Source organism: Nonomuraea sp. NPDC050153 (assembly GCF_044460125.1).
In the GTDB taxonomy this organism is placed as follows: Bacteria; Actinomycetota; Actinomycetes; order Streptosporangiales; family Streptosporangiaceae; genus Nonomuraea.
In genome coordinates, this window is the sequence record NZ_JBITJQ010000014.1 from 150,454 (window position 1) to 174,459 (window position 24,006).

27 protein-coding genes are annotated in these 24,006 nt (G+C 69.7%); 16 read left to right on the forward strand and 11 right to left on the reverse strand.

Going from position 1 to position 24,006, the window contains the following annotated elements:
• Positions 1-8: 8 nt before the first annotated feature.
• Positions 9-458: a MarR family transcriptional regulator gene (locus tag ACIBQ1_RS31290; RefSeq protein WP_350732538.1), complete on the reverse strand. Its 450-nt coding sequence runs from the start codon at positions 456-458 to the stop codon at positions 9-11.
• Between the two features lie 63 nt (positions 459-521).
• Here ACIBQ1_RS31290 and ACIBQ1_RS31295 point away from each other — a divergent pair, with 63 nt between their 5' ends.
• Together ACIBQ1_RS31295 and ACIBQ1_RS31300 are read left to right on the forward strand one after the other, a co-directional pair.
• A complete protein-coding gene (locus ACIBQ1_RS31295; protein ID WP_397282883.1) occupies positions 522-1,031 on the forward strand; it encodes a VOC family protein in 510 nt (169 codons plus the stop codon).
• A 44-nt stretch (positions 1,032-1,075) separates the two neighbouring features.
• Positions 1,076-1,309: a hypothetical protein gene (locus ACIBQ1_RS31300; protein WP_397282884.1), complete on the forward strand. Its 234-nt coding sequence runs from the start codon at positions 1,076-1,078 to the stop codon at positions 1,307-1,309.
• On the opposite strand, the gene ACIBQ1_RS31305 is transcribed toward ACIBQ1_RS31300, so the two are convergent.
• Genes ACIBQ1_RS31305 through ACIBQ1_RS31315 form a run of 3 tightly spaced genes read right to left on the reverse strand, consistent with a single transcriptional unit; the run spans position 1,306 to position 2,492 of the window.
• A complete protein-coding gene (locus ACIBQ1_RS31305) occupies positions 1,306-1,440 on the reverse strand; it encodes a hypothetical protein (protein WP_397282885.1) in 135 nt (44 codons plus the stop codon). The genes ACIBQ1_RS31300 and ACIBQ1_RS31305 overlap by 4 nt on opposite strands.
• On the reverse strand, positions 1,437-1,904 hold the full coding sequence (locus ACIBQ1_RS31310) for a cobalamin-dependent protein (RefSeq protein ID WP_397282886.1): 468 nt from the start codon (positions 1,902-1,904) through the stop codon (positions 1,437-1,439). The genes ACIBQ1_RS31305 and ACIBQ1_RS31310 overlap by 4 nt, the downstream gene beginning before the upstream one ends.
• Before the next feature lie 15 nt (positions 1,905-1,919).
• On the reverse strand, positions 1,920-2,492 hold the full coding sequence (locus ACIBQ1_RS31315; RefSeq protein ID WP_397282887.1) for an NADPH-dependent FMN reductase: 573 nt from the start codon (positions 2,490-2,492) through the stop codon (positions 1,920-1,922).
• An 82-nt stretch (positions 2,493-2,574) separates the two neighbouring features.
• Between ACIBQ1_RS31315 and ACIBQ1_RS31320 the strand changes: the two genes are divergently transcribed.
• From ACIBQ1_RS31320 to ACIBQ1_RS31350, 7 genes are all read left to right on the forward strand, one after another.
• Positions 2,575-2,907 carry a winged helix-turn-helix transcriptional regulator gene (locus tag ACIBQ1_RS31320; RefSeq protein ID WP_397282888.1) on the forward strand — a complete coding sequence of 111 codons (333 nt, stop codon included), beginning with the start codon at positions 2,575-2,577 and terminating at the stop codon, positions 2,905-2,907.
• A gap of 136 nt (positions 2,908-3,043) precedes the next feature.
• Complete coding sequence (locus tag ACIBQ1_RS31325; RefSeq protein ID WP_397282889.1) at positions 3,044-4,168, forward strand: S1 family peptidase; 1,125 nt, start codon at positions 3,044-3,046, stop codon at positions 4,166-4,168.
• Positions 4,169-4,315: 147 nt separating this feature from the next.
• The gene (locus tag ACIBQ1_RS31330; RefSeq protein WP_397282890.1) at positions 4,316-4,693 is read left to right on the forward strand and encodes a VOC family protein; all 378 of its coding nucleotides are present in this window, start codon (positions 4,316-4,318) and stop codon (positions 4,691-4,693) included.
• A 17-nt stretch (positions 4,694-4,710) separates the two neighbouring features.
• Positions 4,711-5,082, forward strand: a complete 372-nt coding sequence (locus tag ACIBQ1_RS31335; RefSeq protein ID WP_397282891.1) for a VOC family protein — start codon at positions 4,711-4,713, stop codon at positions 5,080-5,082.
• A gap of 79 nt (positions 5,083-5,161) precedes the next feature.
• The gene (locus tag ACIBQ1_RS31340; protein ID WP_397282892.1) at positions 5,162-5,848 is read left to right on the forward strand and encodes a DUF998 domain-containing protein; all 687 of its coding nucleotides are present in this window, start codon (positions 5,162-5,164) and stop codon (positions 5,846-5,848) included.
• 56 nt (positions 5,849-5,904) lie between these two features.
• Complete coding sequence (locus ACIBQ1_RS31345; protein WP_397282893.1) at positions 5,905-8,259, forward strand: nitrate- and nitrite sensing domain-containing protein; 2,355 nt, start codon at positions 5,905-5,907, stop codon at positions 8,257-8,259.
• On the forward strand, positions 8,256-8,633 hold the full coding sequence (locus tag ACIBQ1_RS31350; protein WP_397282894.1) for a DUF742 domain-containing protein: 378 nt from the start codon (positions 8,256-8,258) through the stop codon (positions 8,631-8,633). Before ACIBQ1_RS31345 ends, ACIBQ1_RS31350 begins: the two co-directional genes overlap by 4 nt.
• Here the strand turns inward: ACIBQ1_RS31350 and ACIBQ1_RS31355 are convergent.
• The 5 genes from ACIBQ1_RS31355 to ACIBQ1_RS31375 all read right to left on the reverse strand — a co-directional run bounded on the left by ACIBQ1_RS31355 (position 8,630) and on the right by ACIBQ1_RS31375 (position 12,463).
• Positions 8,630-9,202: a GTP-binding protein gene (locus tag ACIBQ1_RS31355; protein ID WP_397282895.1), complete on the reverse strand. Its 573-nt coding sequence runs from the start codon at positions 9,200-9,202 to the stop codon at positions 8,630-8,632. The two genes, ACIBQ1_RS31350 and ACIBQ1_RS31355, sit on opposite strands and share 4 nt — an antisense overlap.
• A complete protein-coding gene (locus ACIBQ1_RS31360) occupies positions 9,183-9,545 on the reverse strand; it encodes a DUF742 domain-containing protein (protein ID WP_185069806.1) in 363 nt (120 codons plus the stop codon). The genes ACIBQ1_RS31355 and ACIBQ1_RS31360 overlap by 20 nt, the downstream gene beginning before the upstream one ends.
• The gene (locus ACIBQ1_RS31365; protein ID WP_319707425.1) at positions 9,542-9,949 is read right to left on the reverse strand and encodes a roadblock/LC7 domain-containing protein; all 408 of its coding nucleotides are present in this window, start codon (positions 9,947-9,949) and stop codon (positions 9,542-9,544) included. Before ACIBQ1_RS31365 ends, ACIBQ1_RS31360 begins: the two co-directional genes overlap by 4 nt.
• A 13-nt stretch (positions 9,950-9,962) precedes the next feature.
• The gene (locus ACIBQ1_RS31370; RefSeq protein WP_397282896.1) at positions 9,963-12,089 is read right to left on the reverse strand and encodes a nitrate- and nitrite sensing domain-containing protein; all 2,127 of its coding nucleotides are present in this window, start codon (positions 12,087-12,089) and stop codon (positions 9,963-9,965) included.
• Positions 12,090-12,256: 167 nt separating this feature from the next.
• On the reverse strand, positions 12,257-12,463 hold the full coding sequence (locus ACIBQ1_RS31375; RefSeq protein WP_397282897.1) for a hypothetical protein: 207 nt from the start codon (positions 12,461-12,463) through the stop codon (positions 12,257-12,259).
• Positions 12,464-12,626: 163 nt separating this feature from the next.
• Here ACIBQ1_RS31375 and ACIBQ1_RS31380 point away from each other — a divergent pair, with 163 nt between their 5' ends.
• The 4 genes from ACIBQ1_RS31380 to ACIBQ1_RS31395 all read left to right on the forward strand — a co-directional run bounded on the left by ACIBQ1_RS31380 (position 12,627) and on the right by ACIBQ1_RS31395 (position 16,485).
• Entirely contained in the window at positions 12,627-12,827 is a 201-nt protein-coding gene (locus ACIBQ1_RS31380; protein ID WP_397282898.1) for a hypothetical protein, read from the forward strand.
• A 14-nt stretch (positions 12,828-12,841) separates the two neighbouring features.
• Positions 12,842-14,314 (forward strand): SPFH domain-containing protein, encoded by a 1,473-nt coding sequence (locus ACIBQ1_RS31385; protein ID WP_397282899.1) that lies wholly within the window; start codon positions 12,842-12,844, stop codon positions 14,312-14,314.
• 80 nt (positions 14,315-14,394) lie between these two features.
• A complete protein-coding gene (locus ACIBQ1_RS31390) occupies positions 14,395-15,726 on the forward strand; it encodes a flotillin family protein (protein ID WP_397282900.1) in 1,332 nt (443 codons plus the stop codon).
• 75 nt (positions 15,727-15,801) lie between these two features.
• Positions 15,802-16,485 carry a hypothetical protein gene (locus ACIBQ1_RS31395; protein ID WP_397282901.1) on the forward strand — a complete coding sequence of 228 codons (684 nt, stop codon included), beginning with the start codon at positions 15,802-15,804 and terminating at the stop codon, positions 16,483-16,485.
• 77 nt (positions 16,486-16,562) lie between these two features.
• On the opposite strand, the gene ACIBQ1_RS31400 is transcribed toward ACIBQ1_RS31395, so the two are convergent.
• Together ACIBQ1_RS31400 and wecB are read right to left on the reverse strand one after the other, a co-directional pair.
• Complete coding sequence (locus tag ACIBQ1_RS31400; RefSeq protein ID WP_397282902.1) at positions 16,563-18,599, reverse strand: glycosyltransferase; 2,037 nt, start codon at positions 18,597-18,599, stop codon at positions 16,563-16,565.
• A gap of 54 nt (positions 18,600-18,653) precedes the next feature.
• Positions 18,654-19,784 (reverse strand): non-hydrolyzing UDP-N-acetylglucosamine 2-epimerase, encoded by a 1,131-nt coding sequence (gene wecB / locus ACIBQ1_RS31405; protein ID WP_397282903.1) that lies wholly within the window; start codon positions 19,782-19,784, stop codon positions 18,654-18,656.
• 176 nt (positions 19,785-19,960) lie between these two features.
• Between wecB and ACIBQ1_RS31410 the strand changes: the two genes are divergently transcribed.
• The 3 genes from ACIBQ1_RS31410 to ACIBQ1_RS31420 all read left to right on the forward strand — a co-directional run bounded on the left by ACIBQ1_RS31410 (position 19,961) and on the right by ACIBQ1_RS31420 (position 24,003).
• Complete coding sequence (locus ACIBQ1_RS31410; protein WP_397282904.1) at positions 19,961-21,508, forward strand: glycosyltransferase family 4 protein; 1,548 nt, start codon at positions 19,961-19,963, stop codon at positions 21,506-21,508.
• 121 nt (positions 21,509-21,629) lie between these two features.
• Entirely contained in the window at positions 21,630-22,892 is a 1,263-nt protein-coding gene (locus ACIBQ1_RS31415; RefSeq protein WP_397282905.1) for a nucleotide sugar dehydrogenase, read from the forward strand.
• 19 nt (positions 22,893-22,911) lie between these two features.
• Entirely contained in the window at positions 22,912-24,003 is a 1,092-nt protein-coding gene (locus ACIBQ1_RS31420; protein WP_397282906.1) for a glycosyltransferase, read from the forward strand.
• Positions 24,004-24,006 lie beyond the last annotated feature (3 nt).

A 24,006-nucleotide genomic window follows, 5' to 3' on the forward strand; every position in this document is an offset into this window, starting at 1 on the left:
TTCGCTCGCTACCCCTCCAGCGTGTTCCGGACTGCGACGCAAATCTCGTCGAGCCGGCGCACCTGCTCGGGCGTCAGCACGTCGAAGAGGCTCCGCCGTACCTCCTCGACGTGCCCCGGCGCGGCGGCGGCCAGCGCGGCGAACCCGGCGTCCGTGAGGACGGCGAAGCTGCCGCGCCCGTCGTCGGGGCAGCGCTCGCGGCGGACCCATCCGCGCTCCTCCAGGCGCGCCACGGCATGCGACAGGCGGCTCTGCGAGCTCTGGGCCCGGGCCGCCAGCTCGCTCATCCGCATCGACCGCCCAGGGGCCTCGGAGAGCGCCACGAGGATCATGTAGTACGTGTGCGGCATGCTCGCGTCCCGCTGGAGCTGGCGGTCGAGTGCCTCGTTGATGAGCTGGGTCGCCGCCAGGAAGTTCCGCCAGGTGTGCTGCTCGTCCGCATCCAGCCATCTCGTCACGCTCCCAATTTAGTTGAACGCTCATATACTTGAGATGGGACTCCAGCCGGAAAGGGGCACATCATGCCTGTTCAGCGACTCAATCACGCGGTTCTTTACGTTCGCGACGTGGAACGCAGCGTCGCCTTTTACCGCGAGGCCCTCGGCTTCGACGTCGTGATGGGCATGCCGGGCGCCGCCTTCCTACAGGCTCCCGGCTCGACGAACGACCACGACCTGGGCCTGTTCCAGATCGGCCCGAACGCGGACCCGTCCCCGGCCGGCAGCACGTCCGTGGGCCTCTACCACCTGGCCTGGGAGGTCGACACCCTCGACGAGCTGGAGCGGGTCGCCGTCAAGCTGAGCGAGCTCGGCGCGCTGGTCGGCTCCTCCGACCACGGCACGACCAAGGCGCTGTACGCGAAGGACCCGGACGGGCTGGAGTTCGAGGTGTCGTGGCTGGTGCCGGCCTCGCTGATCACCGACGAGACTCTCGCCGCGCGCGCCGGCATCCGCCCGCTCGACCTGACCGCCGACAAGGAGAGGTACGGAGCTCAGACCCGAGGCGGGGTAGGCGTGTCCATCCCCGCCTGAAGTACCGTAGATGTGATAGGACCCTTCTTCCACGGGGAACGGTCATGCCAAGCGATCCTGACCACGTGCTCGACGCCATCGACGGCGCCGTCGACGAGTGGGAGACGCTGAGCGCGGACGCCATGCGCTGGGCGCCTCCTGAAAGCAAGAGTCCCGATTTCATGACCGAGGTGACGGAGATCTTCGGTCCGCTGGTCAACGCGTTCGCGCAGGCGCTGCGTCCTGTCAGCGACGCGTTCGAGCGGGTGTTGCACACCTTCGACGACGACGACCGCTAGCCCGTGCGCCGGCGCCGCGCCCGCCGCGGGTAGGCCTTGGCCGTCTCGGCCAGCCGGACGGCGTGTTCGGCCTGCTTGCGCCAGTGCCCGTAGGCGTCGCCGCGCTGCGCCAGCCGGTCGAGCTCGCTCATGGTCGCCAGCGGGATGAACGCGGGCTCGGCGTCCCGCCACGGCGTGCCCGGCAGCGGCATGAACGTGTGAGTGTGCGGCTCGTCCCGCTGGAGCGCCGGACGAGGGAGACGATCGTGGATTCGCCCTCGCCGATCGCCGCCAGGTCCCAGCCCGCGTCGATGACCTGCTGCGGCTCGGCCGTGGCGTGCACGCCGCCCGCGATGTGCAGCCCCCGGCCGCCGCTCAGCGACCTGACCGTGGCCAGCTCGGCCGCCATGGCCTCGGCGTCGGGCGAGTAGAACGACCAGAGCACGAGCACCCGGTCGGCCTGGCCGGCCGTGATGTGCTCGGCGGTCTCCTCCGGGGTGGTGCCGAGCCGCAGCTCGTGCTCCACTCCCGCGGTCTCCAGCGCGGCGAGCAGCGCGTGCACGCCGTACGTCACCGCCTTGCGATAACGGACCACCACACCCACAGCCAGCGCCACGTCCGGCAGCGTAACTCAGGCGGCGCGCATCGGGCGCAACGCGCCGGTCAGCTTGGCCAGCTCGGCGAGCATGGCGTCGGCGGCGGCGTCCATGACGTCGTTGGCGTGCACCTTGCCGTCCTCGCCGATGAACTGCGCGTAGAAGGGGATGTTCACGGCTTCGAGCACCGGGATCATCCGCAGCGTGCTGGTGACCTGGCGCAGGCTGTTGGTGGCGCGGGTGCCGCCGGAGACGCCGCCGTAGCTGACGAACCCAGCCGCCTTGTGCTGCCACTCGTGGTGCAGGTAGTCGAGGGCGTTCTTCAGCACGGCGTTGAAGCTGTGGTTGTACTCGGGGGTCACGAACACGTACGCGTCGCCCCGCTCGACCGTGGCGCTCCACTCCTTGGTGTGCGCGTTCACGTACTGCTTGAGCCTGGGGTGGTTGGGCTCGTCCAGGAACGGCAGCGCGACCTCCGCCAGGTCGATCAGCTCGACCGCGAAAAGCCCGGACTCCACGGCCTTGCCGTGGAACCACTCGGCGATGGGACGCCCCGCGCGACCCGGACGGGTGCTGGCGACGACGATCTGCAGGACCGGCTTGTCCATGACGTGCTCCTTCACTCAGGCGGCTAGCTGCTCAACATTATTGAGTAACTACATATTTCAGAGCAAATGCTAGGATTGTGGCGTGAGTCTCGATTCGGTCTGCGCGCGCTTCCACATCGCCTTGGAGCTGATCGGCGCCCGGTGGTCGGGGGCGGTCATCCACATGATCTTCAAGGGCGCTCACCGGTACGCCGACCTCAAGGCGGCCATCCCCGGCATCAACGACACGATGCTGGCCCGGCGGCTGCGCGAGCTGGAGGGCGCCGGGCTCATCGAGCGCCGCGTGCTGCCCACCTCGCCGGTGCGGGTCGAGTACCACCTGACCGAGATGGGGCAGGAGTTGCGGCCGGTGCTGGACGAGATGGTGGCCTGGGCGCACAAGTGGATCCCGCTGCCGGAGGCCAAGTCCGCCTAGCCGTTCAGGGCGGTCGGCAAGCCCGTCGCTCGCATGTCCCAAAAGCCCCTATAACACCGAAATAGGGGCTGTTTGGCATGCTGGCAGGCGCCGTAGCAACCGTTAGCTTGACAGCACCCCCACCCGAGGAGTGCACATGTTGAGTAAACGCTGTGCGTTAGTGGGCGGCGTCATCCTCGCCGCCTGCCTGGCCGCCCCCCTGAGCCCCGCAGCAGCTGAACCGGCACCTCAATCCGCCTCCCCATCCCTTCCCCCGTCCGTCGTCGACGCGCTCGAACGGGACCTCGGACTCTCCGAGCAGCAGGTCGCCACCCGCCTGGCCAACGAGGAACGCGCCGCGGCCACCCAGGCCTCGCTCACCTCCCAGCTCGGCGCGTCGTACGGCGGCGCCTGGCTGAACGACGACGCCTCCAAGCTCCTGGTCGCCACCACCGACTCCAACGCCACCGCCACCATCAAGGCGCAGGGCGCCGAGCCGGTCGTGGTCGCGCGCTCGCTCGCCCAGCTCGACGGGATCGTGCAGCGGCTCGACCAGGCGCCGAAGCAGGCCCAGGCCGCGGCGGCGCTCTGGTTCGTGGACGTGAAGACCAACAGCGTCTCCGTCCAGGCGCCCACGGTGGAGGCCGCTGAGGCCCTGGCCAAGGCCGCCGGCGTGGACACGAGCGCGATCAGCGTGTCGGCGACCGCCGAGCGGCCCGTGCCGCTCATCAACATCATCGGCGGCGCGCCGTTCTACATCGGCTCCAGCCGCTGCAGCGTCGGCTTCTCCGTCACCAGGGGCACCACCCCCGGTTTCGTCACCGCCGGGCACTGCCGCGTGGCCAACAACACCACCAACCCGACGGGCACCTTCCAGGGCGCCTCCTTCCCGGGTAACGACTACGCGTGGGTCGCCGCTCCCGGCAACACCGCGCAGCCCTGGGTACGCGGCTCCGGCGGTGCGAACGTGATCGTCCGCGGCTCCACCCAGGCCGCGGTCGGCTCGTCCATCTGCCGCTCCGGTTCGACCACCGGCTGGCGCTGCGGCACCATCCAGCAGCACAACGCCACCGTCACGTACCCGCAGGGCACCGTCACCGGCCTGACCCGCACCAGCGCGTGCGCCCAGCCCGGCGACTCCGGCGGCTCGTTCATCTCGGGCAGCCAGGCCCAGGGCGTCACCTCGGGCGGCTCGGGCAACTGCACCGTCGGCGGGACCACGTACCACCAGCCCGTCAACGAGATCCTGAGCGTCTACGGACTCACCCTCCGCACAGGCTGATCCACGGCGCCAGACTCCGCGCGGCACGCCCGGCCGACCACACCGGGCGCGCCGCGCGGAATTTTTTTCGCCCCGCGGCGATGAGTTTCCCCGCCCCGTCCGGTCTGCCTGGTGGAAAGCACGTCGACACCATCGGAGGAGCCCGCGATGAGGCGACCCGTTCTCGGCAGCCTGCTGCTCGCCAGCACGAACCCCGAGCGCCTGCGCACCTGGTACGTCACCGCACTCGACCCGGAGGACGACTCCGACGTCAACGGGTACGGGGTGCTCAAGTTCGGCGAGTTCTACCTGTTCATCGACACGCGGGCGGACGTGTCGGACAAGAATCCCGAGCCCGGCAGGGTGATACTGAACTTCGACGTGGCCGACGCCCGCGCGGTCGCCGCGCGCATGGAGAGCGCGGGCGTGACGTGGCTGGCGGAGCTCGAAGACCGCGACGGCAGCCTGTTCGCCACCGCGACCGACCCGGACGGCAACTACGTGCAGATCATTCAGCTCAGTGAAGCCCATCGGGCAGGCATGTGACGTCGGGGGAGACGATCATGTTCGGGACGACGAAGGCGTTCAGCGGTTTCTCGGTGAACGACATAGCGGCGGCCAGGCGGTTCTACGGGGAGACCCTGGGGCTGCGCGTATCGGAAGAGCACGGGATGCTGACGCTCCACATCGAGGGGGGCGCCGACATCCTGGTCTACCCGAAGGAGAACCACGCCCCGGCCACGTTCACGATCCTCAACTTCCCGGTCGAGGACATCGACAAGGCGGTGGAGGAGCTGACGGGGCGGGGGGTGCGCTTCGAGCGCTACGAGGGCTTCGCCCAGGACGCCAGGGGCGTTCTGCGCGGCGGGGGCGGCCCGCCCATCGCCTGGTTCACGGACCCGGCGGGGAACGTTCTGTCGGTGATCGAGCTGTAACTCACTCAGGGTCGGGTCAGGGTCGGGTCGGGGACAGGGCCGGATGTGAGGGGGCTCGCCCCGGCGGGAGAGTGGCTTCATGACCGCAGTGAAGAGGTTCTCCCCCCTGGTCGCCTGCGCGGCGATCCTGTTCTCGGTGGTCGCCGTGCTGGTCGGGCAGTTCGGGCCCGACCCCCAGCTCGACCCCATGAACGTCACCGTCAGCGAATACGCCGTGTCCGACCGCGGGGGCGTCACGGAGGTCGCCATGGCGGTGCTGGGGTTGGGGTCCCTGACGCTGCTCCTGGGGTTGCGGGCGGCCGGGGCGCCGGTGTGGGGGATGCCTCAGTGGTTGCTGGGGGTGTGGTCAGGGGCCCTGGTCGTGGCGGCCCTGGTCCCGACCACAGCCCTCGGGACGGATCTCGACCTCGCGGCCCAGATCCACCGGTACGTGTCCGTCGCGGCGTTCGTCAGCCTGCCCGCCGCCGGGGCGCTGCTGGTGCCCAGGCTGGGCTCAGACGCCCGCTGGAAGCCCGTGGCGCGGGTGGTGGAGTGGGTGGCCCTGGCCGGGGGGTTCGGGCTGCTGGCGATCACGTACGTGGCCCTGCCGGGCGAGCGGGTGATGATCGGGCTCGTCGAGCGGTTGCTGCTGGGCGCCGAGGTGACGTTGCTGGGCGTGCTGGCCGCGTGGCTGGCCTGGCTGACCTGGCGTCCGGTCACCGGCCGGGCCGGTACGAAGCGTGCAAATTTCCCGACATATAACAGATTTATCGCAAGTCGATCTTAAAACCACTGCTTTCGGTGCTATTCTCTCCCGCGATCTTCTATCCGGGAGCAGGTATCATGGCATCGGGCAGATCCATCAGATTCAAGATCTCGACGCTGCTCGTCATCCCCTTGGTCTCCCTGGTCGCACTCTGGGGCTTCGCCGCGAGCACCACGTCGGGAGACGCGCTCAACCTGCTCAAGGTCGAGACGATCTGGACAGGGGTCATCAACAACGCCGACGGCCTGATCTCCAACCTCCAGACCGAGCGACTGGCCTCGGCCGAGCGGATCGCGGGCTCGGTCACGGACCCCGACACGCTGAACAAGGCGCGGGCCAAGGTCGACAACAACCGCAAGACGCTGCGCGAGCGCGGCATGTCCGAGGACGTCCAGTCGGCGCTCACGCCGGACATGAGGACCCAGCTCCAGAACGTCTTCGAGGCGGTCAACCGGATCCCGGACATCCGCCGCAAGGTGGATGACCGCAAGCTCACCCCCGGCACCCTCGTCACCGAGTACGCGAAGATCTCCGACGAGATCCACCTGCTGTACTCCAGGATGATGGTCAGCACCGACCTCCAGATGGCGCTCCAGGCGCAGGGCCTGATAGCCGCGGACGAGGTACGCGAGCTGCTGAGCCGGGAGCACGCGCTGATCGTCGCCGGGAACGGCCGGATGACCGTGAGCTCCGACCTCCACCTGCTGGCCGGCCTGGACAACACCAGGACTTACCTCTTCCCCAAGGCGCTGGCCAACCTCGACACCGAGCTGCGGGCCCCGTTCGAGAAGCTGTACTACTCCCCGCGCTACGGCACCATGGAGAATCTGCTGGAGAGCTACATCTCCGGCCAGCCCGTGGACGTCGATCTGTGGCGGGGCGTGTCCGAGCAGGTCCAGAAGGAGTTCAGGGACGCCGTCTGGCGCACTGGCGACAAGCTGCTGGCCAGGATGGAGCCCGCGGGCGTGGGCATCGTGGTGCGGGCCGGCATCGCGGGCGCGCTCGGCCTCATCGCGGTCGTGTTCTCCATCGTCATCTCGATCAAGGTCGGCCGCCGGCTCACCCGCGAGATGAGGGCGCTGCGCCGTACCGCGCTGGACCTGGCCGAGATCAGGCTGCCGGACGTCGTGACGAAGCTGCGCAAGGGCGAGAGCGTGGACATCGCGACCGAGGCGCCGCCCATCACGGTGGGCCGCGACTCGACCAGCGAGGTCGCGGACCTGGCCGCGGCGTTCGACAGCGTGCAGAGCACGGCCGTGGACGCGGCCGTCGAGCAGGCCAGGATGCGCGAGGGCGTGTCGCAGGCGCTGCGTAACCTGGCCAGGCGCAGCCAGTCGCTGCTCCAGCGCCAGCTCAAGATGCTCGACGAGATGCAGCGCCAGACGGAGGAGCCGGAGGCGCTGGAGCGCCTGTTCAAGCTCGACCACCTGACCACGCGCATGCGCCGCCACGCCGAGGGCCTGGTGCTGCTGTCGGGTGGCGCGGCGGGCCGCAGGTGGCGCGGCGTCATCCCGATCGAGGACGTGCTGAGCGGCGCGGCGGCCCAGGTCGAGGAGTACACCCGGGTACGCGTCTACCCGATGACCGAGTGCGGCGTCTCGGGCGCGGCGGTGGCCGACCTCATGCACCTGTTCGCCGAGCTGATCGAGAACGCCGCCTCCTTCTCCTCGCCCGGCAACGAGGTCTCCGTCCGCGGCGAGATGGTCGGCAGGGGCTTCGCCGTCGAGATCGAGGACCGCGGCCTGGGGATGGACGAGGCCACCCGCAGGGGCATCAACGCGCGCCTGGCCAGCCCGCCGGATTTCGACCCCTCCCACACCGAACGGCTGGGCTTCGCGGTGGTGGGCATGCTCGCGGCCAGGCACGGCGTCAAGGTGACGCTCAAGCCCTCGCCATACGGGGGCACCACCGCCATCGTGCTCGTGCCCGGCTCCCTGGTGGAGCCCATGGCGACCCCGGTGCAGCCGCTGGAGTTCGAGTCCGTCTCGGTCTCAGTGGTCCGGCAGGAGCCCACAGGCTCGGGCGAGCTGCCGCGCCGGGTCCGTACCAGCAAGCGGAGCCAGCAGACGGGCGGCAGCGGCCCCGTGGCCCTGCCCCAGCAGCGGCCCCAGGAAGGGCCCCAGCTGCGACCACAGCAGGTCGGCAGCGGCCCGGTGGCCGTGCCGCAGCAGGAACAGGAGCCCGAGCTGCCGCGCCGCCAGCGGCAGAGGGAGACGGGGTTGCCGCAGCGCGAGCGGCAGAGGGAGACCGGCTTGCCGCAGCGCGAGCGGCAGACGAGCCTGCCGCAGCGGCTCAAGCAGACGCCGCCGTCGGCGCCACCGGCCGAGGAGCGCTCACCTGAGGAGGCCAGGGCGCTGCTCTCCTCGCTCCAGTCGGGGTGGCAGCGGGGGCGGCAGGACAGCAGTGATCAGGATGGGGGATCTCAATCGTGAGCCGCGAGCCCGAGTGGGTCGATGAGGAGGCGGGTCCCGTCGTGCGGCCGTACGCGGTCGCGCGCGGGCGCACCAGGCCCACCTCCTCCTCCGCGCTCGACCTGCTGGCGACCGTCGCCGCGACGGGCCTGCCCGTCCCGGCCAAGGCGGAGCTCAGCGCCCAGCACCGGCGGTTGCTGGGCGCCGTGGCAGGTCAGACCAGGCCCGTCGCCGAGGTCGCCTCGGATCTGGGCCTGCCCGTCGGCGTCGTGAGGGTGCTGTTGGGGGACCTGCTCGACCACGGGCTGGTCACGGTACGCCCGCCGCAGGACAAGGCCGCGACGCCCACGGAGAGCCTGCTCCGAGAGGTGATCAACGGCCTCAGAGCCCTCTAGTTGGCGGAGGTCAACGTCCGCAGGGAGTGCTCCACGAGGGCGATCATGACTTCCTTGGCGGAGGTGCGCCGCCGCACGTCGCACAGCATGACCGGCACGTCGTCGTCCAGGTCGAGCGCGATGCGCACGTCCTCGACGCTGTGCCGGGCCGCCCCCTCGAAGCAGTTGACGGCCACCACGAACGGCGTGCCCCGCTGCTCGAAGTAGTCGACGGACGGGAAGCAGTCGGTCAGCCGCCGCGTGTCCGCGATCACGACGGCGCCCAGCGCGCCGTAGGACAGCTCGTCCCACATGAACCAGAACCGCTCCTGCCCGGGCGTCCCGAACAGGTACACGACCAGCCCTTCGCGGATCGTGATGCGGCCGAAGTCCATCGCCACGGTCGTGGTGTTCTTGCCCTCCACGCCGTCGAGGTCGTCGATCCCGATCCCGCGGTCGGAGAGCACCTCCTCCGTGCGCAGTGGCTTGATCTCGCTGACCGCCCCGACCAGTGTGGTCTTGCCGACGCCGAACCCCCCTGCGATGAGAATCTTCAGCGCGACGGGGTCCTCAGAGAGCACGGAGTCCATTGATCACTTCCTTGAGAATGCGCTCATTCGACCGCGACCCTCCGGATGAGGGCGACGACACCGAGATGAGGCCGTGGTCACGCATGTCGCCCAGCAGGACCCGGACGACGCCGACGGGCAGGTCGAGCTCGACGGCCAGGTCGGCCACCGAGATCGGATTACGTGCGGCCCGCAGGATGAGCTGCTGTTCGGGGCCGAGCTCGCCAGGCGGGTCGCCGATGGCGCGCACGGTTGCCACGAGGTCGAACGCGTCCCCTGAGGAACGCGTGCGGCCGCGGATGAGAGCATAGGGCCGAACGACGGGCCCCGCGTCCTCATCGAACCACTGCGGGCTATCGCTCATGACGCTCCAGCGCGCGGGTTGGTGGTGATGTGCTGGCCCACCCGCTTGACCAGCATCGCCATCTCGTAGGCGATGTGGCCTACGTCCACGTTCGCGTCGGCGATCACGGCCAGGCACGTGCCCTGTCCCGCCGCCGTCACGAACAGGAAGGCCGACTCCATCTCCACAATGGTCTGACGCACGTCACCGCCGCCGAAATGGCGTCCGGTGCCACGGGCCAGGCTCTGGAACCCGGCCGCCACCGCCGACAAATGCTCGGCGTCCTCCCTGGTCAAACCCTTGGAGTAGCCGACCGCGAGGCCGTCGGTCGACAAGATGACCGCCTGTCGCACCGCGGCGACCCTGGTGGCAAGGTCGTCCAGCAGCCAGTTGAGCTCACCGGTGTTGGTGGTCGGCAAAGTCATTTATCCCCCTTACTCATGGCCCCTCCTCAGAGGCTTCTTCTCGGGCGCGTTGGGTTCCCCGTTGGAACGCGGAGAACAAGTCCCTTACCTCGTCTGGAGAGCGTTCGGGAGGCGGCTCCTGCCCGCGCGGCTCCGGCTCGGGAGCCCGCTCCTGCCCGAGCGGCGGGCTCTCCTTGAGCTGCGCCACCAGGTTGGCCTGGCGCACCCGCCTGGGCAGTCCCGCGTGCGTGCCCGAGGTCACCACGGCGAGCGCCTTCTTCCGCGTACGGTTCGGCAGATCGGCCTTGCCGTCGACGTCGCCCGCCTCCAGCGCCGCCTGCTCGGTCACCATCGAACGCGGCACGAGCACGATGGCCGTCGTCCCGCCGAAGGGTGAGCGCCGCAGCAGCACCTTGATCCCGTACCGTTCCGCCAGCTTGGCCACCACGAACAGGCCCAGCCTGTCGCTGTCGGCCAGGTCGAACTCCGGCGGCGCGGCCATCCGCGTGTTGAACATCGAGTATTCGGCGACCGACAGCCCGAGCCCCCGGTCCTCCACCTCGATGACGTATCCGTTGCTCACGAGGTCGCCGCTCACGTGGACGGTGGTGTCCGGCGGCGAGTAGATGGTGGCGTTCTCGACCAGTTCGGCCACCAGGTGGGTGAGGTCGGCGGCGGCGGTGCCGTCGACCGCGGCGACCGGCATGCCCTCGACCGAGACCCTGGTGTAGTCCTCGATCTCGGCGATGGCCGCGCGGACGATGTCGATCACGGGCACCGGCTTGCGCCAGGCCCGTCCCGGCGCGGCCCCGGAGAGGATCATCAGGCTCTCCGCGTGCCGGCGCATGCGGGTGGTCAGGTGGTCGAGGCGGAAGAGCTCCTCAAGCCGGTCGGGGTCGTGCGTACGGCGCTGCATGCCGTCCAGCAGCGCGAGTTGCCGGTGCAGCAGGCCCTGCTTGCGCCGGGCGAGGTTGAGGAAGACCTGGCCGACCCCGCGCCGCAGCGCGGCCTGGCCGACGGCCGCCGTCACGGCGGTGCGCTGCACGGAGCCGAAGGCCTTGGCCACGTCGGTGATCTCGGCGGATCCGTGAACCTTGATCGCCTTGGCCTCCTTCCGCACGTCGACGTCCTCGCCCCTGCGCAGCCGCTCGACGATGTCGGGCAGCCGGCTCTGCGACAGCTCGACCGCGGCGGTACGCAGCCCGGCCAGCTCGCCGGCCAGCCGGCGACCGAAGCGTACAGAGATGATGATCGACGCGAGCACGGCGATCAAGCCGACGCCGCCCGCGATGGCGATCTTGACGATGGTGGAGGTCGCGGCCTCGGACGTGCGCGCGGCCAGGACGGCGGTCGAGGAGGAGCCGAGCTGGTCGAGCCGCGAGGTGAGCTTGTCGACGGCCTCGGTCCAGCCCTCGGCGGTGGGCGGCGGGCTGCCGGTCTTGATGATCCGAGCCTCCATGGTGGCGAAGCTCTGGAACGGCTCGGTGGCGAAGACCTGCTCGTACGGCCGGCGCAGCGTCACGTCGAGCCCGGCCAGGCCACGGGAGTGGAGGAACTTCCTGGAGGCCGCGTATTCGGTGAAGGCGGAGACCTCGGGCGCGGTCAGCCGGCCGTCGGACAGCGCCCCGATGATGAGCGCGTGCTCCCTGGCGATGTACTCCCTGGCCATGCCCATGGCCTGCAGCGAGGACGCCTGCTGGAAGATCGTCAGGTCGGAGACGGTGACCAGGTGGTCGTAGATGCTGAAGATCGCGTCGAGGATGCGGTTGTACTCGTTCAGCCCGGCCAGCCGGGAGCCGAGGCCGCCGTCGATGTCGGCCCTGATCGCCCCGAGGCGGCCGAGGGTGGAGTCGAGGGTGTCGAGTGGCAGCCGCAGGTCCTCGCCGACCCAGCCGCCGGCCTCCATGACGGAGAGCTTGAAGTCCGTGACGGACCTGTCGGTGCGGGCGCGCTGGGCGCTGAGCACCGAGGTGAGCTTACGCGTAGTGAGCGTCTCCGCCGAGCGCACCCGCTCGGCCTGCAACTGTAATCCCAGGTCGGTGGAGGCGACGCCGAGAGTGCGATAGAGCGTGTTCGCGCGGAGCAGTGACTGGGCGTCGCCCATGGTGAGGTTGAGGACGAAACCCCAGAGCGCGCTCAGAGACAGGAGGGGTAGCAGCAACAATAAGAAGATCTTGAACCGAATTGACCGGTTTCGCGAGCCCATGTCCCAACCTCGAGTCGAGGGCATTTCCACACCTTGTGTAAATACACCTCCGGAAGATCGCATAGGAGACTAGCATCGTTTATGGTTCCGGCGCAGTGGGAGGAACACGTTCATTACCGTGATTATTGGGACAAGATCTCCCGATCCCGGCGCGCCTTGCCGGCGATCGTCCGCAGCCGGAGCGGCGCCACCAGGGAGATCATGATGAGCCCGGCCCGGTTGACCACGGTGAACACGTGCACCTGCCGGTCGGTCACGATACGTAGGAGCTCCCACTGCCACGGCCGGCCGGTCAGCACGAGCGTGATCGCGATGGCGATGGCGGTCATGGAGTCCCAGAGGGCGTGCGGCGACGAGACGCCGAGGTAGGCCCCGCGCGCTCACCCCGTCCGCGCCGGAGGGCGCGCGGCGCTGCGGGAACTTTCGCGCGGCCTATTACCGCGCATCCTCGATTGGAGTAGCGTCCGGAATATCGCGAGCGGGGGGAGTCCGGTGGTCGGCAAGCAGGGCAGGGTCACAGGAAAGATCGGCCCAGGGCTCGTCGGCGAGGTCATGATCCCGGTGCGGGGCGGCGTGGAGGCGTTCTACGCCCATCCCAGCGTGCCCGACGAGGAGTTCCAGACCGGCACCATCGTGATCGTCGTCGAGTACTTCCCCCCGCGGACCGTCTACGTGGCCAGGGCACTCGTGTAAGGGAGGCCGCTCCGATGTCCCCCGAGTTCTACATCGCCGTCGGCGGCATCGCCGCCGCCGCAGTCGTCATCATCCTGCTGTTCAAGGCCGTCTGGCGGGTCGCCGAGCCCAACGAGGCCCTGATCATCTCCGGGCTGGGCGCCCGCCGCCGCGGCGAAGGCGTGGACAGCCTGGGCTTCAAGATCATCACAGGCAAGGGCACGGCCGTGCTGCCCGGCTTCCAGGCGGCCAGGCGGCTGCGGCTGGACACCAGGGCCGCCAACCTCCAGGTCTCCTGCGTCACCCAGCAGGGCATCCCCGTGCACATCCGAGGCGTGGTCATCTACAAGGTCGGCGACGACCTGTCCTCCATCGCCAACGCCGCCCGCCGCTTCCTCGACCAGCAGGACTTCATGACGAGCGCCATCCACGAGCTGTTCACCGGCCACCTGCGCTCGATCATCGGCAACCTCACCATCGAGGACCTCATCCTCAACCGCGAGCGCCTGACCAGCGAGACCAGGGCCTCGGCCGCGGACGAGATGAGCAAGCTGGGCCTGATCGTCGACTCCCTGCAGATCCAGGAGATCGACGACGAGACCGGCTACATCGTCAACCTGGGCAAGCCGCACGCCGCCAAGGTCGCCGCCACCGCCCGCATCGCCCAGGCCCAGCGCGACCAGGAGGCGACCGAGGCCGAGCAGGTCGCCGCCGCCAACATGGCCGCCGCCCGCCGGGACTCCCGCATCAAGGAGGCCTCCTACCAGGCCGAGATCGACCAGGCCCAGGCCACCGCCCGCCAGGCGGGCCCGCTGTCGGAGGCGACCGCCCGCCAGGAGGTGGTGGTCCAGGAGACGAAGGCCGCCGAGCTGGAGGCCAAGCTCGCCGAGCAGCGGCTGCAGTCGCAGGTGCGCAAGCCCGCCGACGCCAAGGCGTACGAGACCGTCACGCTCTCCCAGGCCGAGCGCGACGCCCGCATCGCGCAGGCGGAGGCCGAGGCCAGGGAGACCGAGTTGCGCGCCGCCGCGCAGGCCTCCCAGGTCAAGCTGGCCGCCGCGGCCGAGGCCGAGTCGGTACGGCTGCGCGGCGAGGCAGCCGGAGCCGCCACGAAGATCACCGGTGAGGCCGAGGCCCAGGCCGCCCAGGCCCGCGGTCTGGCCCAGGCCGAGGCTGCCAAGGCGCTGGGCCTGGCCGAGGCCGAGGCGTCGGAGGCCAAGGGTCTGGCGGAGGCTCAGGCGATCAGGGCCCGGGCCGAGGCGCTGAAGGAGAACCAGGAGGCGGTCATCGCCCAGCAGCTCGCCGAGCGCTGGCCGGAGGTCGTGGAGGCGGGCGCGAAGGCGTTCGGGAACGTGGACCACATGGTGGTGCTGAACGGCGCCCAAGGCGTCGAGGAACTGCTGGCCAAGGCCCTCACGCTCGGCGGCGCCGGGATCGGCCTGGCCAGGGCCCTGCTCAACGGCGCCACCCCCAACGGGACAGAGCCGGAAATACCTAGCAAAGCCCCTTGATCGGGCGTACCTTCCAAATTGGGGCGAGCCGGGAAGTCTGGTCGGCAACTTGTACGACGACGTCCTCCCGGGAGTGGGTCATGGACTTAATGCTCGCAGGCATCATCGCCCTGATCGTGTTCGTCGGCGTCGTGGCGTTCAAGCTGATCTGGCGGGTCGCCGAGCCGAACGAGGCGATCCTCATCTCCGGCCTGGGCGCCCGCGGCCGGGAGACGCTCGGCTTCAAGATCGTCACCGGGAAGGGCGCGCTGGTCGTGCCGGGGTTCCAGACCGCGCGCCGCATGTCGCTCGACAGCCGCGTCTCCCAGCTCGAAGTCAAGTGCGTCACCAAGCAGGGCATCCCGGTGCACGTGCGCGGCGTGGTGATCTACAAGGTGGGCGACGACTTCGTCTCCATCGCCAACGCCGCCCGCCGCTTCCTCGACCAGCAGAAGACCGTCGACGACAAGACGCACCAGCTCTTCTCCGGCCACCTGCGCTCGATCATCGGCAACCTCACGGTCGAGGACCTGATCATCAACCGGGACGCGCTCACGAACGAGATCCGCACGTCGTCCGCCGACGAGATGAGCAAGCTCGGCCTGAACGTCGACTCGCTGCAGATCCAGGAGATCGAGGACGCCACCGGCTACATCTCCAACCTCGGCCGCCCGCACGCCGCCGCCGTGGCCTCGCTGGCCAGGATCGCCGAGGCCCAGCGCGACCAGGAGGCCAACGCCGCCGAGCAGGAGGCCACCATCAAGAAGGCCGCCGCGGTCCGCGAGGCCCGCATCCAGCAGGCCGGGTACCAGGCCGAGATCGACCGGGCGGCGGCCGCGGCCAAGCAGGCGGGCCCGCTGGCCGAGGCCACCGCCCGCCAGGAGGTCGTGGTCCAGCAGACGACCGCCGCCGAACGTGAGGCCATGCTCGCCGAGAAGCGGCTGGAGGGCGAGGTGCGCAGGCCCGCGGACGCCAGGGCGTACGAGCAGGTCACGCTCGCGGAGGCGGCGCGGAGCGCGGCGGTCGCCCAGGCGCAGGCCGAGTCCGAGGGCATCAGGCTGCGCGGCGAGGCGGAGTCGGAGGCGATCCGGCTGCTCGGCATGGCGGAGGCCGACGCCGCGCGGGCCAAGGGGCTGGCGCAGGCGGAGGCCATCAAGGCCCGTGCGGACGCGCTGGCGAGCAACCAGGAGGCGGTCGTCGCGCAGCAACTCGCCGAGCACTGGCCGGAAATCGTCGAGGCGGGCGCGAAGGCGTTCGGAAACGTCGATCACATGGTGGTGCTGAACGGCGCCCAGGGCGTGGAAGAAATGCTCGCCAAGGCGCTCACGCTCGGGGGCGCCGGATTGGGCCTGGCCAGGGCCCTGCTCAACGGTGGGTCGCCAAACGGTGCCGAACCGGAAATTGTTCGTAAAGCCACTGAATCCCGCGAATAGCGACGTTACTCGGCTGCTCGCTCTTCAATTCCTCTAGCGTTTTGGAAAATGCCGCTGGAGCGAATTGGAGGACGCATGTTGAAGCCCATTTCCGGCATATTCCTGAGTTTGCTGGCGATTGCCGGATGTGCCGCCGACAACACCCCCGCGGCGGCGCCCGCGGCCGCGGCGCCGTCCGCGCCGCAGGCGCCCGCCGAGACGGCCAGGCTCCGCGCCGCCCTGCTGCCGGTGCCCAAGGGCATGCACGTCGCGTACGGGCCCGAGCTGGGCGCGTTCGGCTCGCTCAAGTCCACCCAGCAGGGTCTCGCGGCCGTCCGCCAGGCGAAGCTGCAGCGGCCGGAGTGCGCGGGCGCGGCCCAGCTCGACGCCGCCAAGCCCGACGTCGCCCAGGCGCCGGCGGCGGTGATCGCCTTCGCCGCCGACCGCGGCTCGATCACGCAGGCCGTCGTCGCGCTGCCCAAGGCGGCCTTCCCGGCGCCGCTGCCCAAGGAGTGCGCCTCGTACACGGCGGACGTGAGCGGCACGCAGGTGACGTACAAGACGCGCACCCTCGCCATGCCCGCCAAGGGGGACGAGTCGCGGGCGTATCTCACGACGGCGGCGGGGGACAACAAGAAGAACGCGGAGATCGGGTCGGTGATCATCCGGCGGGGGACGCTGATCATGAGCATGCTGGTGGTCGGGCAGCGGGTGAAGCCGCAGGGGCTCTACGAGCTGGCCCGCCTCGCCGACGAGAACCTCGCCCGCGTCGCCCGCTGACATCCCACCACCCTCCGGCCGGGCGCGGCTCCTCGAAGGGCCGTCGGGTGAGCGGCCCGGCGCGAGGGCCCCGGGGGTCAGATGAGGACGTGGGCGTCGGGGCGGCCGACGAAGGAGAACTGGGCGTTGCGGGTCAGCTTGATGTGGTCCGCCTGCCAGGTGTGCATCGACGCGTCCGCGCTGCGCCAGTAGACGAAGTTGAAGCGGTCCGCCGAGTAGATCTTGACGGAGTCCTCCTTCAACCGCCGCACGAGGTGGGTGTCCTCGCCGCGGGTGATGTCCGCGAACCCGTACGAGCGGAACATGTCCGCCTTGCCGAGGAACGTGCCGCCCTGGACCAGGAAGGAGTAGCGGTGCTCCAGCCCCGGCAGGCGGAGCATGGTCGTGTTGCTGCCCTCGAAGTACGCGTAGTGCGCCCCCTTGCCGACCAGCTCGGCGTCGGAGTAGTCGAACGCGCGCACCAGGTCCGACAGGTAGTGCTCCCCGTACAGGTTGTCGTCGTCCATCTTGGCGATCAGGTCGCCCTCGGCGGCGGCGATGCCCAGGTTCATGCAGGCGCCGAGCGACAGGGACTCGTCGGCCGGCAGGACGACGACGTCCGAGATGCCCGCCATGCGGGCCTTGTCGGCGACCACGACCGGGTCGATGTCCAGCCCGTGCAGCACCATGACGAGCTGGAGCGGCCGGTGGAGCTGGCGGGCCACGGAGGAGATGGCGTGCTCGATCTGGGAGGCGCGGTTGGTGGGCAGCACGACCGAGATGGAACGCGACCTGGCCCGCACCTGGTGGCCGAGGTCCTGCAGGATCTGGTCCACGCGGTGCGAGAACAGGTGCTTGTCGAAGACCTCGCGCATCGCCAGGTGCCCCATCCTGGCTCGCAGCTCGGGGCTGTTGATCAGGTGCAGGACCTGGTTGTACGACTCGACGGGCTCGCGCGCGATGGGGATCAGCTCGCCGAACGTCTCCTCGACCGCCCGCGACCACCCCGACACGACGGGCGTGGCGCAGGCGGACAGCTCGAAGACCCGGCGGGCGCACATGGTCGGCGAGTCGAGCACCGAGTTGACGTTGAGGAAGACCTTGTACATCCGGTACGCGGCCAGCATCTGGTCGTAGGGGAGCTCGCCCACGATGTGCGGCCGGTACTTCTCCGGCCAGGCGTACTTCTCGTCCACCTCGCCGTTGCGCGCGAAGATGTGCAGACCCAGTTCCCTGACCGGGTCGATGACGGTCTCCATCTGCTCGCGGCGCTCGGGGTGCTTGTCGCGGAAGTACATCCCGGCGAAGACCACGTCGTGCAGGCGCCCCTGCCGCTGCTGGATCGGGTTGTGGACGCGGGGCTGGGCGGCGAACTGCAGCACGTCAACCCGATCGTGTCCCAAAATTTCCCGATATTTCGGCACCATGTCACCGTCGCAGGTGAACACGTAGTCGAACAGCTTGGCCGTGTCGATGAAGAAGTCGAAGTTCGGCGGGTCCTCCTTGTTCCAGAAGACCGTCGGGATGCCCTCCCGCTTGCACCAGGCCACCAGGTCGCGCAGCGGCTCCTTGGGCGCGTTGGTGCCGGTCATCTGGTAGCGCCAGCGGCCCTGGTTCCCGTGCCAGGCCGACTCGCAGAACAGCAGGTCGGGCCGCTTCTCGGCGAAGATCTCCGGCCAGTCCTTGAGCCCGAACTCGATCTGGTCCCACTCGTACCTGAACGCCATCCGGGAGAAGTCGTCCAGGATCACCGCGACCTTCAGGCCGGGCCTGTTGACCGGCCCCTTCGGCCACTTCACCGCCGGGACCTCGACCGGTGGCGGGCGGTGGTTGGCGAGCTCGGTCGCCTCGGAGACCGGGACGGGCGGCTTCGGCGCCTTCTCCTTCGACCGGACCGCCTCGACGATCTTCCCCGGGCTCTTCGAGCCCAGGGCCTCGCCCAGCTTGTACGTCCGCTTCGCCTGCGTGGCCTCCAGCTTCCAGGTCGCGTACGCGGCCTTGGCCTCGGCGATCTCCAGCCGCCGCCGCAGCTCCCTGACCTCGGCCTCGAACCGCTCGACTAGCTTGCGCTCCTCGGGCAGCCAGTTGACGGGCCCGAGGCGCTGGTAAGTGGGCTCTTCGGGGGTTTCGGCCATGGTGATACGCCTATCGCTCAGCGGAGGTTCATCATGCTACGGCGGATACGTCCGCTATTCGGGGCGTTTGCCCTGAGAAGCAGGGGCGAGGTTGTCCCCCTTCAGCCAGGCGGAGATCACCCGCGCGATCCGCGGCCCGGCCTGGCCGTCCCAGAGCACCGGCAGCTCGCCCGCCGGCGTGGCGGCGCCGTCGGCCAGCGCCTTCTCCGCGGCCGCCGCCAGGACGGCGGGGGTGACCAGGCGGTTCGTGCCGTGCGTGATCGTGATCGGCCGCTCGGTGTTGGGCCGCACGGTCAGGCAGGGGACGCCCAGCACGGTCGTCTCCTCCTGGACGCCGCCGGAGTCCGTGACCACCAGCGCGGCGCCGCGTACGAGTGAGAGGAAGTCCACATAGCCGAGCGGGTCGACGACCTTGACCGACTCCCCGTCGACCAGGCCGGCCTCGGCCAGCCGCACCTTGCCGCGCGGGTGGATCGGCACCACGATCGGGATCTGCCGCGAGACCTCCAGCACCGCGTCCACCAGCTCCCTGGCGGCCTCGGGGGTGTCCACGTTCGCGGGCCGGTGGAGGGTCGCCACGGCATAGCGAGCCGGTATGGCCAGCCGCTCCACGACGGGCGCCGGGTCCAGCGAGGGCAGCGCCGAGTAGAGGCTGTCGATCATGGGGTTGCCCACCAGGTGCACCTTGGACGCGGGCACGCCCTCGTTCGCCAGGTAGGCCAGGGCCTCGGGGGAGGTGGCGAAGAGCACGTCGGCCAGCGCGTCGGTGACGACCCGGTTGACCTCCTCCGGCATGCCCCGGTCGAACGAGCGCAGCCCCGCCTCCACGTGCGCGGTCCTGATGCCCAGCTTGGCGCAGACGAGGATCGCGGCCAGCGTCGAGTTCACGTCGCCGTAGACGACGACCAGGTCGGGGTCCTGCTCCTGGACGACCTCCTCCAGCCCGACGAGGAGCGCCGCCGTCTGCTTGGCGTGGCTGCCCGAGCCGACGCCCAGGTTCGCCACGGGCTCAGGGAGACCGAGGTCGGCGAAGAAGACGTCCGACATCAGCGCGTCATAGTGCTGACCAGTGTGGATGATGCCCTGCCGCACGCCGAGTTCACCGAGTGCCCGCACCACCGGGGCCGCTTTCACGAAATTGGGACGAGCGCCCAATACGTGCAGGACCAGGGGGTTCTCCCTCATTGACCTCGCCTTTCATAGCGGAAGGGGAAAAACGTTGCCTATGGTACGGTCACCGCGTGGCATCCGACGCCAGTCGTCAAGACTCCTCCAAGGTTTCCGCGAAGTCCGCCCGAGCCGGCGTCGGTGGACTTCTCAAAGGTTTCGTCCAGCACCCGATCATCGTTTCCCGCGTCGTCGTGACGAAGGTCAAATCCGACCCCGTCCGGGTGGCCCAGGCCGCCGCCGACGCGCTCCCGCCCCGGCTGCGCCCCGTCGTGGGCAGCCTGGCCTGGCCCGCCGCGCGCCGCGCCCGGCGCCTGGTGCGCAAGTTCGGCATGCGCGTGGTCAAGGGGCCGTGGAACGAGGCCAAAGAGCTGTGGAACGCCGGCAGGGTGACCGAGGCCGCCGAGGTGCTCGAAGCCCACACCAAGTACCCGTTCGTCAAGCGCAGGGCCGCCTACTACCGGGGCGAGCTGGCCGCGATCAGCCCTGACCCGATCCCGCCCGGGCCGAAGGTGGCCATCACCGACCGCGTCGCGGGCCGGGTGCTGCACATGGTCACGAACGCGCTGCCGTACACGCAGGCCGGGTACACGGTGCGCACGCACCGTATTGTCACCTCGCAGAAAGCCGCCGGGCTCGACCCGCACGTGGTCACCAGCTGGGGCTGGCCGATGCTGCAGGGGCACGCGGACGCGCCGCCGTTCGAGGAGATCGACGGCATCCCCTACTACCGGCTGCTGCCCGACGGCCATGGCGAGATGCCGTTCGAGACGCGCGGCCGCATCATCAAGGGCGCCGACGCGGTCACCAAGCTCGTCACCGAGCTCAAGCCGCAGGTCCTGCACGCCGCCACCGACCACCGCAACGGCTCCATGGCCCACGCGGTGCGCGACAGGACGGGCACGCCGTTCGTCTACGAGGTGCGCGGCTTCCTGGAGGAGACCTGGGCCTCGCGCGACCCGATCCGCGTGGGCAGCGAGCGGCAGGTGCTCCAGCGCGAGCGCGAGGCGTTCCTCATGCGCGAGGCCGACGCCGTGGTCACGCTGGCCGAGACCATGGCGACGGAGATCGTCGAGCGTGGGGTGCCGCGGGAGAAGATCCACCTGGCGCCCAACGCGGTGGACGACTCGCTGCTGACCGCCCACTACGACGGCACCTCGTTCAGGAACGCGTACGGCATCGCCCCCGGCGAGATCGTCGTCGGCTCGGTGTCCAGCATCGTGGCCTACGAGGGCTTCGCCACCCTGCTGCGGGCCGCCGCGCTGCTGCGCGACGGCGGCACGCCCGTACGGGTGCTCATCGTGGGCGACGGCACCGAGCGCGAGAACCTCCTGGCGCTGGTCGACGAGCTGGGCCTCGGCGACGCCATCCTGCCGGGCCGGGTCGGCCCCGACGAGGCGCTGCAGGCGCAGGACGCCATCGACATCTTCGCCTGCCCGCGGGAGGACCTGCGGGTGTGCCGACTTGTTACGCCATTGAAACCCGTCGAGGCGATGGCGCTCGGAAAGCCCGTCGTGCTCAGCGATCTGCCTGCTCTGTCCGAGCTCGTGGGCTCTGACGGCGCCGGACTGCTCGTTCCCCCGGGCGACCCCGCCGAGCTCGCCAAGGCCATCGCCGGGCTCCGGGAAGACCCTGCCCGGCGCGCTGAGATGGGTGAGGCGGGACGGGCGGAAGTGGCGGCCAAGCGGACTTGGAGCCGCGTTGCCGAGACTTATCAAGCCCTATACCGGTCCCTTGCCTAATGTTGACCTTCACGTTGGCTGTCACTTCTGACGGGTTCGGTCGCATTAGGCGTGAGCTAGGTGGACTTGAGATAACCTTTGCGACCATGAAGTGTTGTTTCCGGCTCTCTAAGGCGCTGCTGTGACAGAAATCGACTTGGCTGTCATCGGTCTGGGCTACGTCGGCATGCCGCTGGCCAAGGAGGCGGTCTCCGCCGGCCTGCGGGTTGTCGGGCTGGACGTCGACCCCGCCAAGGTCGACGCGCTCAACGCCGGGCAGTCGTACATCGATGACCTGGCCGACGCCGATCTCGAGCACATGCTGGCCAACGGGTTCAGCGCCACGCTCGACGAGACCGTGCTGGCCAGAAGCAACACGATCGTGATCTGTGTGCCCACCCCGCTGGACGAGGACCACCGACCGGACCTGTCCGCCGTGGAGGGCGCCACCAAGGCCGTCGGCCGCAACCTGAGCAAGGGCACGCTCGTCGTGCTCGAGTCCACCACCTGGCCCGGCACCACCGACGAGGTGGCCAGGCCGCTGCTGGAGAGCTCGGGGCTCGTCGCGGGCGAGGACTTCCACCTCGCCTTCTCGCCCGAGCGCATCGACCCCGGCAACCCCAAGTTCGGCCTGCGGAACACGCCCAAGGTCGTGGGCGGCTACACGCCGACCTGCCGCGACCGGGCCACGGCGTTCTACGGGCAGTTCATCGAGCAGGTGGTGCCGGTCAGCGGCACCCGCGAGGCCGAGATGGCCAAGCTGCTGGAGAACACCTACCGGCACGTCAACATCGCCCTCGTCAACGAGATGGCGATCTTCTGCGACGAGCTCGGCATAAACCTGTGGGAGTCGATCGAGGCCGCGGCGACCAAGCCGTTCGGCTTCCAGAAGTTCCTGCCGGGTCCGGGCGTCGGGGGGCACTGCATCCCCGTCGACCCGTCGTACCTGTCGTACACCGTGCGCAAGCTCGGCTACCCGTTCCGGTTCGTGGAGCTGGCGCAGGAGATCAACGAGCGGATGCCGTCGTACGTGGTGGCCCGCGTCCAGCGACTGCTGAACCGGCATAAGAAGCCCGTGAACGGCGCCCGAGTCGTTATGCTCGGCGTCACCTACAAACCGGATATCGCCGACGAGCGCGAGACTCCGGCGCTCCCGGTGGCGCGTGCGCTGCTGGAGCTGGGTGCCGACCTCTCGTTCGCGGACCCCTACGTCAAGGAGTGGTCGGTAGACGGCACCCCGGTGCCGCGTGAGGAGGATCTGGCCAAGGCCGTGATCGACGCGGACGTGACGCTGCTCCTGCAGCAGCACGCGGCGTTCGACCTCGACATGGTCGAGGACAAGGCCAGGCTCGTGCTCGACACCCGCGGTGTGCTCACCGAGGGTGAACGCGTCGAGCGGCTGTAGCGACGGAGGGCTGCGCGCAGTGCACGTGCTCGTCATGACGGTGGTGCATAACCCCGAGGATGCTCGAATTCTGCACAGGCAGATTCGTGCCCTTGTGGATGCCGGTCATGAGGTCACGTACGCCGCGTCGTTCACGGCGCACGGCGTGGTTCCGCGACCCTGGGTGACCGGCGTAGACCTTCCCCGCGCAGCGCAGCGCAAGCGCATGGCGGCCGTGTGGGCCGCCAGGCGGCTGTTCAAGCGCATGCGCGACAAGGTCGACCTCGTCCTCATCCACGACCCCGAGTTGCTGTTCGCCGTCTGGGGCGTGCGCAACAGGCCGCCCGTGGTGTGGGACGTGCACGAGGACACCCCCGCCACGCTCTCGCTCAAGCCGTGGCTGCCGGCGCCGCTGCGGCCTCCCGTGCGGTTCTTCGCCCGCATGCTGGAGGGCACCGCTGAGCGCCACATGCACCTGCTGCTGGCCGAGACGGCGTACGCGGGCAGGTTCAAGCACGCGCACCTGATCGTCCCGAACGAGACCTGGGTCCCCGACTCGGTGACGCCTCCCGGCGACGACCGGGTGGTCTACCTCGGCTGGCTGTCCAGGGCCAGGGGCGTGCTGGAGGCCGTCGAGGTGGCGAAGCTGCTGCAGCCGTACCGGGTGGCCGTGGAGCTCATCGGGTACGCCGACCCGCAGAGCCGTCCGGTGCTCAACCAGGCCGTCACCGAGGGCCTGCTGGAGTGGCGCGACTTCATGCCCAACGACGAGGCGCTCAAGCGGCTCGACGGTGCGCTGGCCGGGCTGTCGCTGCTGCACGACGAGCCGAACTACCGCCACTCGATGCCCACGAAGATCGTCGAGTACATGGCGCACGGCATCCCCGTCATCACGACCCCGTCGCCGCGCGCCGTGGAGCTGGTGGAGCGCTACGACAGCGGCGTCGTGGTGCCCTGGGAGGACCCCAAGGCGGTGGCGCAGGCCGTGCTGACCCTGCGGGACGACGTACGGGAGCGGCGGGCGCAGGGCGCGCGCGGCTACGCGGCGGCCCGCGCGAACCATCACTGGCCCAACTCGGCCAAGCGCTTTGTGACCCAGCTGGAGTCCTGGGCCGGGGTCAAGCGAGGGTAGGTT

What these genes read in the sequence shown, in the direction of transcription:
- ACIBQ1_RS31335 (WP_397282891.1), top strand. Translation starts at nt 4,711, where the DNA reads ATGTTCGGGACGACGAAGGCGTTCAGCGGTTTCTCGGTGAACGACATA.
- ACIBQ1_RS31360 (WP_185069806.1), bottom strand. Translation starts at nt 9,545, where the DNA reads ATGAGCGATAGCCCGCAGTGGTTCGATGAGGACGCGGGGCCCGTCGTT.
- ACIBQ1_RS31340 (WP_397282892.1), top strand. Translation starts at nt 5,162, where the DNA reads ATGACCGCAGTGAAGAGGTTCTCCCCCCTGGTCGCCTGCGCGGCGATC.
- ACIBQ1_RS31330 (WP_397282890.1), top strand. Translation starts at nt 4,316, where the DNA reads ATGAGGCGACCCGTTCTCGGCAGCCTGCTGCTCGCCAGCACGAACCCC.
- ACIBQ1_RS31390 (WP_397282900.1), top strand. Translation starts at nt 14,395, where the DNA reads ATGGACTTAATGCTCGCAGGCATCATCGCCCTGATCGTGTTCGTCGGC.
- ACIBQ1_RS31355 (WP_397282895.1), bottom strand. Translation starts at nt 9,202, where the DNA reads ATGGACTCCGTGCTCTCTGAGGACCCCGTCGCGCTGAAGATTCTCATC.
- ACIBQ1_RS31295 (WP_397282883.1), top strand. Translation starts at nt 522, where the DNA reads ATGCCTGTTCAGCGACTCAATCACGCGGTTCTTTACGTTCGCGACGTG.
- ACIBQ1_RS31315 (WP_397282887.1), bottom strand. Translation starts at nt 2,492, where the DNA reads ATGGACAAGCCGGTCCTGCAGATCGTCGTCGCCAGCACCCGTCCGGGT.
- ACIBQ1_RS31395 (WP_397282901.1), top strand. Translation starts at nt 15,802, where the DNA reads ATGTTGAAGCCCATTTCCGGCATATTCCTGAGTTTGCTGGCGATTGCC.
- ACIBQ1_RS31400 (WP_397282902.1), bottom strand. Translation starts at nt 18,599, where the DNA reads ATGGCCGAAACCCCCGAAGAGCCCACTTACCAGCGCCTCGGGCCCGTC.
- wecB (WP_397282903.1), bottom strand. Translation starts at nt 19,784, where the DNA reads ATGAGGGAGAACCCCCTGGTCCTGCACGTATTGGGCGCTCGTCCCAAT.
- ACIBQ1_RS31365 (WP_319707425.1), bottom strand. Translation starts at nt 9,949, where the DNA reads ATGACTTTGCCGACCACCAACACCGGTGAGCTCAACTGGCTGCTGGAC.
- ACIBQ1_RS31345 (WP_397282893.1), top strand. Translation starts at nt 5,905, where the DNA reads ATGGCATCGGGCAGATCCATCAGATTCAAGATCTCGACGCTGCTCGTC.
- ACIBQ1_RS31325 (WP_397282889.1), top strand. Translation starts at nt 3,044, where the DNA reads ATGTTGAGTAAACGCTGTGCGTTAGTGGGCGGCGTCATCCTCGCCGCC.
- ACIBQ1_RS31300 (WP_397282884.1), top strand. Translation starts at nt 1,076, where the DNA reads ATGCCAAGCGATCCTGACCACGTGCTCGACGCCATCGACGGCGCCGTC.
- ACIBQ1_RS31375 (WP_397282897.1), bottom strand. Translation starts at nt 12,463, where the DNA reads ATGACCGCCATCGCCATCGCGATCACGCTCGTGCTGACCGGCCGGCCG.
- ACIBQ1_RS31385 (WP_397282899.1), top strand. Translation starts at nt 12,842, where the DNA reads ATGTCCCCCGAGTTCTACATCGCCGTCGGCGGCATCGCCGCCGCCGCA.
- ACIBQ1_RS31305 (WP_397282885.1), bottom strand. Translation starts at nt 1,440, where the DNA reads ATGAGCGAGCTCGACCGGCTGGCGCAGCGCGGCGACGCCTACGGGCAC.